This window comes from Moraxella tarda, from assembly GCF_035181405.1.
Lineage (GTDB): Bacteria > Pseudomonadota > Gammaproteobacteria > Pseudomonadales > Moraxellaceae > Moraxella.
The window spans coordinates 126,110-139,080 of record NZ_JAYGGV010000003.1 but is presented as its reverse complement, the minus strand read 5'-3'; the positions used below and the strand labels follow the sequence as shown (position 1 = coordinate 139,080).

9 protein-coding genes are annotated in these 12,971 nt (G+C 40.8%); 6 read left to right on the top strand and 3 right to left on the bottom strand.

Annotation, left to right across the window (positions count from 1 at the left end; all coding sequences use genetic code 11):
- Window positions 1-37: 37 nt before the first annotated feature.
- Window positions 38-781 carry a nicotinamide riboside transporter PnuC gene (gene pnuC, locus U9670_RS05045; protein ID WP_323841162.1) on the bottom strand — a complete coding sequence of 248 codons (744 nt, stop codon included), beginning with the start codon at window positions 779-781 and terminating at the stop codon, window positions 38-40.
- A gap of 44 nt (window positions 782-825) precedes the next feature.
- The gene (gene nadR / locus U9670_RS05040) at window positions 826-1,839 is read right to left on the bottom strand and encodes a multifunctional transcriptional regulator/nicotinamide-nucleotide adenylyltransferase/ribosylnicotinamide kinase NadR (RefSeq protein WP_323841163.1); all 1,014 of its coding nucleotides are present in this window, start codon (window positions 1,837-1,839) and stop codon (window positions 826-828) included.
- A 286-nt stretch (window positions 1,840-2,125) separates the two neighbouring features.
- Between nadR and U9670_RS05035 the strand changes: the two genes are divergently transcribed.
- The 5 genes from U9670_RS05035 to glyS all read left to right on the top strand — a co-directional run bounded on the left by U9670_RS05035 (window position 2,126) and on the right by glyS (window position 8,161).
- Window positions 2,126-2,356 (top strand): PspC domain-containing protein, encoded by a 231-nt coding sequence (locus tag U9670_RS05035; RefSeq protein ID WP_323841164.1) that lies wholly within the window; start codon window positions 2,126-2,128, stop codon window positions 2,354-2,356.
- Window positions 2,357-2,684: 328 nt separating this feature from the next.
- The gene (gene glyQ, locus U9670_RS05030) at window positions 2,685-3,635 is read left to right on the top strand and encodes a glycine--tRNA ligase subunit alpha (RefSeq protein ID WP_323841165.1); all 951 of its coding nucleotides are present in this window, start codon (window positions 2,685-2,687) and stop codon (window positions 3,633-3,635) included.
- 18 nt (window positions 3,636-3,653) lie between these two features.
- Window positions 3,654-5,039, top strand: a complete 1,386-nt coding sequence (locus U9670_RS05025) for a DNA methyltransferase (RefSeq protein ID WP_323841166.1) — start codon at window positions 3,654-3,656, stop codon at window positions 5,037-5,039.
- Entirely contained in the window at window positions 5,036-5,956 is a 921-nt protein-coding gene (locus U9670_RS05020; RefSeq protein WP_323841167.1) for a CfrBI family restriction endonuclease, read from the top strand. The genes U9670_RS05025 and U9670_RS05020 overlap by 4 nt, the downstream gene beginning before the upstream one ends.
- A gap of 123 nt (window positions 5,957-6,079) precedes the next feature.
- A complete protein-coding gene (gene glyS, locus U9670_RS05015; protein WP_323841168.1) occupies window positions 6,080-8,161 on the top strand; it encodes a glycine--tRNA ligase subunit beta in 2,082 nt (693 codons plus the stop codon).
- 111 nt (window positions 8,162-8,272) lie between these two features.
- Here glyS and U9670_RS05010 read toward each other — a convergent pair whose 3' ends face one another.
- On the bottom strand, window positions 8,273-9,856 hold the full coding sequence (locus U9670_RS05010) for a peptide chain release factor 3 (RefSeq protein ID WP_323841169.1): 1,584 nt from the start codon (window positions 9,854-9,856) through the stop codon (window positions 8,273-8,275).
- Window positions 9,857-10,025: 169 nt separating this feature from the next.
- Between U9670_RS05010 and polA the strand changes: the two genes are divergently transcribed.
- Window positions 10,026-12,917 (top strand): DNA polymerase I, encoded by a 2,892-nt coding sequence (gene polA, locus U9670_RS05005; protein ID WP_323841170.1) that lies wholly within the window; start codon window positions 10,026-10,028, stop codon window positions 12,915-12,917.
- The last annotated feature ends 54 nt before the right edge of the window (window positions 12,918-12,971 follow it).

Below are 12,971 nucleotides of genomic sequence, written 5' to 3'. Positions count from 1 at the left end.
GGGTTTAATTGCCATCAATGAGTCATTAAGAGTTTAGTCATTGGCTTTCGCTTCGCTGCCAGCCATACAACCCAATGATGGCATTGACTTGGTAAATCATTGTCTGAATGGCAAAAATGACATTGCCTGACATGATGTTGACAATCAGCCATACAATATTGACCAAAATCCACAGCCACCAATTAAAGGAATATCGTAAAATCATCGTTACTTGGGCGGTGATAGACAGTACAAAAGCAATGACATTGATCCAAAAAAAGCTAACAATGCCCAAAAACCTACCACCATCATCTTCAATCACACCGTAGCCTTGGTTGATGAGCCATTCATTGATATGTGGGAATGATGCCAGACCGATGGTAATAAATATGACGGTAATACCCCAGATGTATTTGTTGGCAGATTTGGGGGTCATGTTGCCATTTTTGTCGGTGTGTTCACGCCAATTTATCATGCCATAAGCGTGCGTAAAAAAGTTAAAAATCGGTGCAAGCATCAGGCCAACCGCCCCAGCCGTACCCTGTACAATTACTTCGCCTGCGGTGGCAGCCATACCAAGCCCATTGCCAAGCAAGTTTTTGCGAAAAGACAAGCCAACCACACACAAAAGGCCGATGATGGATACGCCAAAATAGAACCAATCAAGCGGTGCTCGCTCTGTCGTCTGCCAAAAACCAGTAAATAACGCCATCGCACCCAAAGTAAACCAGATTAAGATCCATCGTGCTGTCCAGTCTTTTTCACCATGGCCTGTGATGTTGTCTAAAAATGCAATTTTCATGCAATCATACTCCGCTTTTTTTTATTTTTTATAATATTGTCAGGTCACGCCGCATCTTGGCGCAATACATTCTCATCAATGAACTTCACCGCCTGTGCGTAGCGTGCGTGATAATCGGCATCATCAATCACAAAAGGTGTGATGTCATGGCGAGCCAGCATTTCTAAGATTCTATTTGCAAAGCGTGTACGCTCAGCGGTGCCACCAAGCCGTCTGATGCCATCCGCCACCCATTCGACATTATTATCTAGGTAAATGGTAAAATCCATGCGTATGTCATTGCTAAGTGCGGCTACCACAGGATTGGGACGATTTTCATACTCTTCGCAAAATGCTTGTGTTGTGGCAAAGTCAGTATCAACCAGTACAATCGGTGCAGTGGCGTGTTTTTTTGCGTCAAAAATCGCTTGTGCATGGCTGATGGCAATTGGTGTATAATCACTGTATTGCAATCCAAGCTCTGTGCCACCTAAATTGCTGTATGTGTATATCCGACCCATTTCAAGGGCAATGCTTGCACCATAATGGTTTGCCAGTTTATGCACTAAAGTTGTTTTGCCAGAGCTTTCGCCACCCACGATACACACCGTCTGCACATAGTTGGGTCTGGCAGGTGCTGCAATGTCATAAAAATGTGCGATGGGGTTTTGATAAATCTTGTCATCATCATAAACCCAATTTGGCAAAATCACCTTTGAAAACTTTTCGTCTAAACTTACGCCATCTTTGATGAAAATTTTTAGGTGATTGTTGTTATCATCTATGCCCAATTTTTTAACAATCAGCTCATCAAGGTAGAGGGTTTTGCCATAATCGCCCAGTGCATTTATATGAAGGCCATCTGTTGTATGTACTTTGATGAAGTCAAAGTGCTGGCAAGCTACCTGTACCCAACGAGCCTTATCCTGCATGGTGGGGCGAAAGCGACTGTTGCCTAGCTTTGGCGTGATGATGATGTGTAGGGTGTTACATTGACCTGCGGCAGTATTGATGTCCCTTAAATGCCCTAAATGCAGTGGCTCAAAATGCCCAATGAGCAATCCTGTGCTTGTCTTCATGTTTTTATCCAGTTTGGTGGTTGGAGAAACAGTATTATAGCAAACTTATTGAACGGTTTTAGTACTTGCTTCTAATAATTACAATAGGCGTCATTACGAATATGAATAAGGCATGACAACCTTTGGGTGAAGTTACAAAATTTAACATCACATGCCTGACCTAAAAAAATTGTGTTACTTTGGTAAACTGGGCAGGCTTTTTTATTGAAATTTAGAAAACTTAGCCATAAATCATTACTCATCGGTCATTGTTTGTTGGGCTGACACACTAACTAAGGAAAATATCATGAAAAAAATGATGAAGCTTCATCGCTCTGTTAAGTATCGTGTTTTTGCGGGTGTGCTGGGCGGTATTGCTGAATATTTGGGGTGGTCACCAAATATGGTTCGTATGCTGTTTTTTGCCGTCATTATTTTAAGTGCGGGCGTTACCTTGCCGATGGCTATGCTGGCTTATCTTATTTTGTGGTTTGTCATGCCAGAGGCGACGCCAGCATCTTATGCCATAGAGCATTAAAGCTTTGATAATGCTTTACATAAAAACGCCCAATGAATTTGGGTGTTTTTTATTATGAAATTGAGTGTTTAAGGGCAATATTAATATTTGACTGTAAGATGTAAAAACATGAATTTTTGCAATCAAATCTCATCAACAAAATGGGGCTGTGTTGCTAGATATGGTTAGAATCTATTCACTATTTATTATCAATATTTTTTAGTGCTAAGGTTTGATCGTGCAACTTGGCTGTCTTGTTTGCTTCATTAAAAACAAGTTGCCAAATCAACGGTTTTTGTGTACATTAATGAGTTTTTTAATAAATTATTTTTATTAGGTATTATTCATCATGACTTTTCAACAAATCATCTTAACACTACAAAATTACTGGGCAAATCAAGGCTGTGTCATCTTACAGCCTTATGATATGGAAATGGGGGCAGGGACTTTTCACACCGCCACTTTTTTAAGAGCCTTAACGCCCGAAAAATGGCACGCCGCCTATGTTCAGCCGTCTCGGCGACCCACCGATGGGCGTTATGGCGACAACCCCAACCGCTTGCAACATTATTACCAATTTCAAGTGGTGCTAAAACCCAATCCTGACAATATCCAAGAGCTGTATTTGGGGTCATTGCAGGCACTTGGCATTGATACGCTGACCCACGATGTGCGTTTTGTGGAGGACAACTGGGAGAGTCCTACGCTTGGGGCGTGGGGGCTTGGCTGGGAGGTGTGGCTAAACGGTATGGAGGTTACCCAGTTTACCTATTTTCAGCAGGTGGGGGGCTTGGCGTGCTTTCCTGTAACAGGCGAGATTACTTATGGCTTGGAGCGTCTGGCGATGTACATTCAAGGCGTGGACAGCGTCTATGATTTGGTGTGGGCGGACGGTGAGTTTGGGCGTGTGAGCTATGGCGATGTATTCCACCAAAATGAAGTGGAGCAGTCTACTTATAATTTTGAATATGCCGATGTGGATAAACTGTTTGAACTGTTTGATTTTTATGAACAAGAGGCGGACAGATTGGTCGGCGTGAATTTGCCTTTGCCTGCCTATGAAATGGTGCTAAAAGCGTCGCACAGCTTTAATTTGCTTGACGCTCGTGGGGCGATTAGCGTTACCGAACGCCAAAGATTTATCCTAAGAGTACGCACTTTGGCAAAAAAAGTCGCCGAAAGCTACACGGTGGCACGAGCCAAATTGGGCTTTCCATTGGCTGATGATGAGCATAAAAAGGAAGCATTGGAGAAGTGGTTGGGCGATGAAGTTGTCATCTGCAAAGATATCAAAATATAAATAATTGCGAGAATTTTTATGTATAATTCTGAAATCTTAACAAAAGAATTGGTTATCCAGCATAAAAAAAATGACAATATAGGGCATTTAATTAAACAGTATCAGGATGTTAGTTCTATTGTTTTTGTCCTAGAAAACTTAGGGCAACTCCCTAAAAATTTTAATAGTCATTTTTTGTTGGACTATGTGATGCATCACAATGCTTTAGTAAGATACTGGTCTATAAAAAATATTGCAAAACTAAAAGATATGCAATATTTAAACTTGCTTAAAAATGTTATTAATAACGATATTGATACTACTGTTAGGCGAGAAGCAGTATCGGCTATTGGTAGATTGAGAGATAATGGTGTAAAGGAATTTTTGATTTGTCTTTTAGGTGATGATGATCCCAAGATTGTTTGTCAAGCTATTCGTGGGCTTTTGGTATTTAAAGGCGAAATAGTAGTTGATAATCATCTCAAAAATCTTGTAAATCACGACAATGAGATGGTTAGAAGTGTCATATTAAAAGAGTATTTCTTAAAATCAGATAAAAATACCTTGCAGTCGCATATTAAGAGCCCTGATTATTTAAAAAATGTTATTGTACACAGTGATACTTTAGATGCTATGCGATTAATTTCTGATGAAAGTATTCATTTAACATTTACATCACCACCTTACTATAATGCTCGAGACTACTCTATTTACAGTAGCTATGCTGCTTATTTGGATTTTTTAACAAAGGTGTTTGATGAGGTGCACAGGATTACAAAAGAAGGTAGGTTTTTGATTATTAATACATCACCTGTTATTATACCACGAGTTAGCAGGGCGCATTCTAGTAAGCGTTACCCTATACCCTTTGATTTGCACGCACGCTTGACAAATTTAGGTTGGGAGTTTGTTGATGATATCGTATGGATGAAACCAGAGTACAGCGTTAAAAATCGCATTGGTGGTTTTCAGCAGCACAGAAAGCCACTTGCATATAAACCAAACTCTGTAACTGAATATTTGATGGTTTACAGAAAACAAACTCAAAAATTGATTGACTGGAATATCAAGCAGTATCCTTTTGATGTGGTTAATGAAAGTAAAGTTGCAGACGGCTTTGAGACAACAAATGTTTGGCAAATTAGCCCAAAATCACACAAAGTACATTCTGCTGTATTTCCTGTGGAATTGTGTCAAAGAGTGATTGGTTATTATTCATTCAAGGGTGATTTGGTTTTTGATCCTTTTGCGGGTAGTGGTACATTGGGTAGAACGGCCAAAATGATGCAACGGTATTTCTTTTTAACAGAACAAAATGATGAATATTTTAATTATATGAAAAGTTTAAAATCAAATGAGGTGATGGATAATATGCTAGAAACGAATTTTTTAACTTTTGATGAATTTAAGGAAAGCATAAAATGAAAATTACAGATCAAGTCGCAAGAAATATTATTTCAAGACTCTTAAAATCGCAAGATTATCGGATTGAAATTGTCAATATATTAAATGCTGAATTTTTACAATTTACGATTGATTTTTTCAAAAAAATTATTAGTGCAAAATTAGATTCTCAAGACATTACTATAGATTGGTATAAAAAACATTTTTTATCCCCAACTACTACATCTACCGAAGATATCATCATTCATTCTGGGCTAAATAAAAAAACGATTTCTAATATGTATGGTAGTGCAAATAAGCAAATTGTAATTGATGCTTCTTCCGAACATTTTTCGGCATTATACGATAATATTGAGAAGTTAGTAGAGTTAGAAAATAATGAACTTGATATCTATCTAACCATTAAATTTAAAAATGCAAGTGTTGAATTAAATATCAGTGAAAGTTTGATTGTTATCAATACATTGGCTGTAAAACGCTCCCAATTGCGAGGTGGATTGTGGAGTACTGCTGGAAAAACGGTAGAAAAGCCCTTGATGCTAACATTATGCCATTTGTATAAGATACCAAAACAATATTATAACGCTACAACCTTTGTCAAAAATAAAGGTAAAAAGGTAGATAGAGAAATTGATTTTTATCTTATTGATCAATCTGGTAAACAATACTTATGTGAAGTAAAACTTATGGGCAAGGGAAATCCTGAAAGTGCAGATGCAATTATTGCTAGAAACACAGATATTTTTATCGCCGATACATTATCTAAGCAAAATAAGAACCAATGTGATGAGCTTAATGTCAAATGGGTTGCATTAAGAGAGCAAAATGGTTTTGCTAAATTTGAAGAAATCTTACAACAGTTGCAAATACCCCATAAAACTTATCAAGATAATTTGAAAAATTTGGATAGTGTACTGGATATTGTTTTTTCGGAATAATGTGACTAAGACAATTAAGTTGTATTAAGCATAAGTAATTGTAAAGTTTTCTAATCTAGAAAAATAATTATCTTGAAAACTGTAACAGTTAAGTTTTAAAATTTAACCAAAAAAGGTCAAACAATGAACACTATTCTTTTTGAACTTGGCTGTGAAGAATTACCGCCAAAATCACTCAAAACCCTAGAAACCGCCCTAAAAACAAGCCTTGAAAAATCGCTTGTGGACGGTCAAATCGCCTTTGAGAGCATTCAGGCATTCTGCGCCCCAAGGCGTTTGGCGGTGCAGATTTTGAAAGTGGCGGCCGCTACGCCTGACAAGGTGGAAATCAAAAAAGGCCCTAACATCAAGGCAAGTTTTGATGAGGCAGGCGAGCTGACAAAAGCAGGGCAGGGCTTTTTGCAAGGGCTAAATGCAACGAGTCTTCACTTGACCAAAGACGATTTAATCACTGTGTCCGACAAAAAAGGCGAGTATATCGCTTATGAGATGAGTGTCAAAGGCGAAAAAGTGGACGATATTTTGCCAAAAATTATCCAAAAAGCCCTTGATGAGCTACCCATTGCCAAGCGTATGCGAAGTGGAGCGGACAAGCACGAGTTTGTGCGACCTGTCAAATGGGTGGTTTTGATGCGTGATGAGACGGTCATTGACGCCACAATTCAAGGGCTAAAAACGGACAACAAAACTTGTGGACACCGCTATCATTCGCCAGCGTTTTTTGTGATTGATAATGCCAATAATTATGAAAAATTGCTTGAAAATCATCAAGTGATTGCCGATTTTGCCAAACGCCAAGCCAAGATTGTTGAGCAAGTCAGTCAGCTATCCGATGAAGTGGGGGCGACCGCCATCGTGCCAGAGGATTTATTGGACGAGGTTACCGCCCTTGTGGATTATCCTGTTGCCCTGCGAGCAAGCTTTGATGAGGGCTTTTTGCAAGTGCCACAAGAGGCATTGATTAGCACCATGCAAGCCGACCAAAAATATTTTTGTCTGACTGATAATGCGGGCAAACTGTTGCCTTATTTTGTGTTTGTGAGCAACATTGATAGCAAGGACAAAAACCAAGTCATCAAAGGCAACGAAAAAGTGGTACGCCCACGCCTAGCGGACGCCCAGTTTTTCTTTTTGCAAGACCAAAAACGCCCGTTGTTTGCCTTATCCGAAAACCTAAAAACACGCATTTTTCAAGACAAGCTGGGCACGATTTGGGAAAAGTGCGAACGTATTGCCAAATTATCCGCCTTTATCGCTACCCAAACCCACGCCAATGTGGACAACGCCACACGAGCAGGACTTTTGTCAAAATGCGATTTGGCAAGCACTTTGGTGGGCGAATTCCCAGAATTGCAAGGCATTGCAGGCACTTATTATGCACGGCTTAACAATGAGCCAAGTGAAGTGGCAGAAAGTATCGCCGAGCAGTATTTACCCCGCTTTGCAGGCGATGACTTACCCAAAACCGACATTGGCGTGTGTTTGGCACTCGCTGACCGCCTTGACACAATGGTTGGGATTTTTGGGATTGGGCAAGTGCCAACAGGTTCCAAAGATCCATTTAGCCTACGCCGAGCCAGCATTGGGATTTTGCGGATTTTGATTGAAAAGAAAATCGCCCTAAACCTTGTGGCACTCATTGAACAAGCCCTAAAAGGCTATGGCAACAAACTGCCCAATCTTGCCAAAACCTTTACCGATGTGATGGAATTTATCAATGCACGCTATCGGGCGATGTACGAAGAGCAGGGCGTGGCGGTGGATACGATTTTGGCGGTGCAAGCGGTCAATCCGCATATGCCCCTTGATTTTGATGACCGTATTTGGGCGGTACAAGGCTTTAAAAATGAACCGTCTGCCAAAACGCTGGCACAAAATAACAAGCGAGTGGCGAACATTTTGGCAAAAGCAGATGAAAGCATTTTGGCGGATATTGACGAGCGTTTATTGATAGAGCCTGCCGAAAAAGCCTTGTTTGGTGCTTTGGTTGATGCTCAAACAGCGTGCCAACCGCTACTTGAACGAGCCGATTATGAAGGCGTTTTAAAAACGCTTGTGAGTTTAGATGAACCACTTACCGCCTTTTTTGATAATGTCATGGTCAATAGCGATGATGTGAATTTAAAAGCCAACCGTTTGGCATTGTTAAAGCAAGTGCGTCAGCTGTTTTTGAGTGTGGCAGATGTGGGCGAGCTTGTGCTTTAGCTGATTCTCAAAGTATCACCAACAACAAAAGCCCATCAACTTGGTGGGCTTTTGTTGTTGGTAACTGGCAGTAAGGCAAAGGATTGAGGATTTTATCTAAGCCCAATGGTCTTAGTGCTCACGAGTTGCACGAAAATCTACCTCAGGATAGCGCTCTTGCATGAGTTGCAGATTGACACGACTTGGTGCCAGGTAAGTCAGATAGCCACCGCCATCTACAGACAATTGATCGTGAGCTTTTTTCTTAAATTTTTCAAAGGCCACTTTATCATCGCAGTGCACCCAACGCACGGTAGCGATGGAAATTGGTTCAAAACTGCATTGTACTTTGTATTCTTCTAGCAAACGATGTGCCACCACTTCAAATTGCAATACGCCTACCGCACCTAAGATGAGATCATTATTGATTTGAGGCATGAATACCTGAGTTGCACCTTCTTCAGATAACTGCTGCAACCCTTTTTGTAATTGTTTGGATTTCATCGGGTCTTTTAGTACGACACGGCGAAACAGCTCTGGGGCAAAGTGTGGAATGCCTGTAAAATTCAAGGTTTCGCCAGCGGTAAAACTATCACCAATTTGAATTGTACCATGATTGTGCAGGCCGATAATATCGCCTGCATAGGCCTCCAAAAGGCTTTCACGATCGCCTGCTAGGAACATAAGAGCGTCCGATACTCGCACCTCTTTATTAAGTCGCACATGGTTCATTTTCATGCCTTTTTCATATTTGCCAGAGCATATACGCATGAAAGCAACCCGATCTCGGTGTTTTGGATCCATATTGGCTTGGATTTTAAAAACAAACCCTGTGAAATTGGGCTCATCTGCCTTGACGATGCGTTCAACAGCGGTGTGGTCTTTTGGTGCAGGGGCGTATTGTGTTAATACATCTAGCACCATATTAACACCAAAGTTGCCCAAGGCTGTACCAAACAGTACAGGTGTGATTTTACCATTTAAGAAATCTTCTTCATTCCAGTCGCTGGCAGACAGTTGGGCAAGCTCTAATGTTTCTTTAAATTCATTAAAAACCAAATCCCCAAGTCTTTCTTTGATGTCAGCATGGTCGTAGCCATCTCGTATCTCTATGTCGGTGATTTCGCCACCATGTCCTTTTTTATACATGTATAATTTGTCTTCGGCGATGTGATACGCCCCCACAAAATCCTGTCCCATGCCAAGCGGCCATGTGATGGGCACGCAGCGGATTTTTAGTACATTTTCAATTTCATCCAGTAAAGCGAGTGGATTTTGGATTTCACGGTCAAGTTTGTTCACAAATGAAATGATGGGCGTATCACGCATACGACAAACTTCCATGAGTTTAATGGTGCGTTCTTCTACACCTTTTGCACCATCAATCACCATCAAGGCAGAATCCACAGCGGTCAGCGTGCGATAAGTATCTTCTGAAAAGTCAGCATGACCAGGGGTGTCTAGCAGGTTCACCATGTGGTCTTTATAAGGAAACTGCATGACTGAGGTTGTGATAGAAATCCCACGCTCTTGTTCCATGCTCATCCAGTCGGAGGTGGCGTGTTTATCAGTTTTGCGAGATTTTACCTCGCCTGCTTTTTGGATAACCTGCCCCCAAAGTAGCAGTTTTTCGGTCATGGTGGTTTTACCTGCATCGGGGTGCGAGATGATGGCGAATGTTCTGCGTTTGGCGATTTCTTGATTGAGGTTGGTCATGATACTAATTAATATGAATAAAAGTGGATAAAGTCTATGATTATATCATGTTTTGATGGGATAATTAACCAACAGATGTGCTTGCGGATTGGTTTTTTGTAATGACTTTCCCAAAGTATTGGATTTTTGGTTATAATAGATTCAATTTAAAAAAACCAATGCAGATATCATGACCAACCTAACCGATTACACCACCATTCCCAATCTTGCCACCTTTGATACAACTTTAATTGATAAAGATAAACCGCCAGTCATACTTGTGGATGGCTCGTATTATTTGTTTCGTTGTTTTCATGGGTTGCCACCACTCGCCAACAAAGACGGATTGCCCACCAATGCCATTCGTGGTGTACTAAATGCGTTAAATAAGCTGATTAAGAAGTATGAACCTACGCACATGGCGGTTGCTTTTGATACCAAAGCTCCTACTTTTCGCCATGTGCTGTCAGATGCTTATAAGGCTCATCGTCCGCCAATGGATGAAGATTTACGAGTACAAATTCCTTATATTCATCAGATGATTGAAAGCTTGGGCATACCACTGATCAAAATTGATGGCTACGAAGCCGATGACATCATCGGTACACTTGCCCATACCGCTTGTGTTCATGGCTATCCTGTGGTCATATCCACAGGCGATAAGGACATGGCACAGCTTGTCAATGAGTGTGTCATTTTGGAAGACAGCTTTAAAGATAAAGTAACTGACACGGCGGGCGTGATAGAAAAATTTGGTGTGGCAAATACTCAAATCGCTGATTATCTTACACTCATGGGTGATGCGTCTGATGGCATCGCAGGCATTCCTAAGGTTGGGCAAAAAACAGCCAGCAAATTGTTAAATGAATACGGCGATATTGAGGGCATTTTGGCCAATTTATCACAAATCAAAGGCATGGTAGGTAAAAATTTGTCTGAATATGCCAACACCATTCCTTTAAATCGTACGCTGGCAACTATTGTCACCAATCTTGATTTATCTGTGTCGTTTGATGACATCAGATTAAATAACAGCAAACAAATCCAGACCCAACGAGCTCAAAAGCTCTATCCTTTATTTGAGCAATTAGAATTTAAAAAAGAAATGGCAGAACAAAAAGCTTTGCTGAGCGTTGCTGATTCGCCCACGACGAGTGGTTTGTTTGAAGATGACAATACAAACCCATCAGATCCTATAAATGATGATGTCAATCATGAGCTGACTGTCAAAACCTTGCCACTTAAACAAGCCACTTATAAGATGATTGATAATAAGGCTGATTTTTTGGCACTCATTCACCAATTAAAAGCCGTTTCTTATTTTGCCATTGATACTGAAACCACTGATATCAATTGGCAAAAAGCAGAGCTGGTTGGTATAAGTGTTGCCACTGCCAATTACGAAGCTTATTATATTCCTGTGGGACATACGGGCGATTTTGATATTTTATTAGAAAATCAGCTTGATAGGGATTTTGTTCTAAATGAGTTCAAACCCATTTTAGAAGATGTGAGCATTGGCAAAATTGGTCAGCACATTAAATACGATGCACATATTTTTAAAAATTATGGCATTAATTTGGTCAATTGGCACATGGATACGATGTTGGCCAGCTATGTCATCAATTCAGTCGCCACTCGGCACAATATGGACAGTTTGGCAGAGCACTATTTGGGTGTTAAAACCACCACTTTTGAAGAGGTGGCAGGCAAAGGTGCCAAACAAATTACCTTTGATAAAGTGGACATAAAAACGGCAGGCCATTATGCTTGTGAAGATGCGGACATTACTTATCGCCTATTTAGCGTATTTGATGAGTATTTAAAAAATGATCATAACGCCAAGCATTTATTGGATAAATTAGAGCTACCAACTGCTCAAATACTCACACAAATGGAGCATGATGGCATTTTAATTAAGACCGAATTTTTGAGCCAATTATCACTTGCTTTTGACAATCAAATCAGCCTGCTTGAAAATCAAGCATTCACCCTAGCAGGAGAGTCATTTAATGTCGCCAGCCCCAAACAGTTGGGCGAGATTTTATTTGAAAAACTTGGCGTTAAAGGTGGAAAAAAGACCAAAACAGGGCAGTACTCCACTTCAGAAGCCGTGCTTGCCAAGATTGAGCATCCACTTGTAGAGGTTGTGCTAGAACATCGTAGCTTATCTAAGCTTAAAAGCACCTACACAGACGCATTGGCAAAGGCAGCGGACAAAGATGGGCGGGTGCACACAAGCTATCATCAGGCATTAACAAGTACAGGGCGATTGTCATCGAGCGATCCGAACTTGCAAAATATCCCCATTCGTACCGACACAGGTAGGCTCATTCGTGAGGCTTTTATTGCTCCAAAAGGGCGTGTGATATTGGCAGCGGACTATTCGCAGATTGAGCTACGACTTATGGCTCATTTTAGCGGTGATGAAGGCCTAATCAGTGCTTTTAAGCAAAATCTAGACATTCATACTGCTACTGCTGCCGAGATTATGGGCAAAGACTTATCAGAAGTAACGCCCAGCGAGAGACGCTCAGCTAAGGCGGTAAACTTTGGGTTGTTATACGGTATGGGCGTGTTTGGACTTGCCAAACAGTTGGGCGTGAGTAATGATGTTGCCAAAGATTATATCAAACGGTATTTTGCTCGCTACCCTGCGATTAATGATTATATGGAAGATACCAAAAATCAAGCAAAAACAGCAGGTTGTGTTACTACCATATTGGGTCGTAAGCTTTATACTCCTGATATTAATGCCAGCAATGCCATGATAAGGCAGGGGGCTCAAAGAGCAAGCATTAACGCACCTTTACAAGGTTCGGCGGCTGAGATCATTAAACTTGCGATGATGGCAGTGGACAAAGTTTTGCCAAAAGACCATGCCAAATTATTATTGCAAGTGCATGATGAACTTGTTTTTGAAGTAGATGATGATAAAGCAGAAGAGATTGGCAAGATGATCAAAACGGCAATGCAAAATGTTCTTACTCATACTGCCAAAGAGTTGGGCTGGAATGTTGATTTTGCTGTACCACTTTTGGTGGAGATCGGCATAGGAGACAGTTGGGATAAGGCTCATTGATGATGCGGTAAGGCTTAGTGCTTGAGTAAAGTTGGCTGGCTACATAGTCATGAT

Bases quoted from the DNA above. Each gene is read 5' to 3' on its own strand.
- pnuC (WP_323841162.1), bottom strand. From the start codon at position 781: ATGAAAATTGCATTTTTAGACAACATCACAGGCCATGGTGAAAAAGAC.
- nadR (WP_323841163.1), bottom strand. From the start codon at position 1,839: ATGAAGACAAGCACAGGATTGCTCATTGGGCATTTTGAGCCACTGCAT.
- U9670_RS05035 (WP_323841164.1), top strand. From the start codon at position 2,126: ATGAAAAAAATGATGAAGCTTCATCGCTCTGTTAAGTATCGTGTTTTT.
- glyQ (WP_323841165.1), top strand. From the start codon at position 2,685: ATGACTTTTCAACAAATCATCTTAACACTACAAAATTACTGGGCAAAT.
- U9670_RS05025 (WP_323841166.1), top strand. From the start codon at position 3,654: ATGTATAATTCTGAAATCTTAACAAAAGAATTGGTTATCCAGCATAAA.
- U9670_RS05020 (WP_323841167.1), top strand. From the start codon at position 5,036: ATGAAAATTACAGATCAAGTCGCAAGAAATATTATTTCAAGACTCTTA.
- glyS (WP_323841168.1), top strand. From the start codon at position 6,080: ATGAACACTATTCTTTTTGAACTTGGCTGTGAAGAATTACCGCCAAAA.
- U9670_RS05010 (WP_323841169.1), bottom strand. From the start codon at position 9,856: ATGACCAACCTCAATCAAGAAATCGCCAAACGCAGAACATTCGCCATC.
- polA (WP_323841170.1), top strand. From the start codon at position 10,026: ATGACCAACCTAACCGATTACACCACCATTCCCAATCTTGCCACCTTT.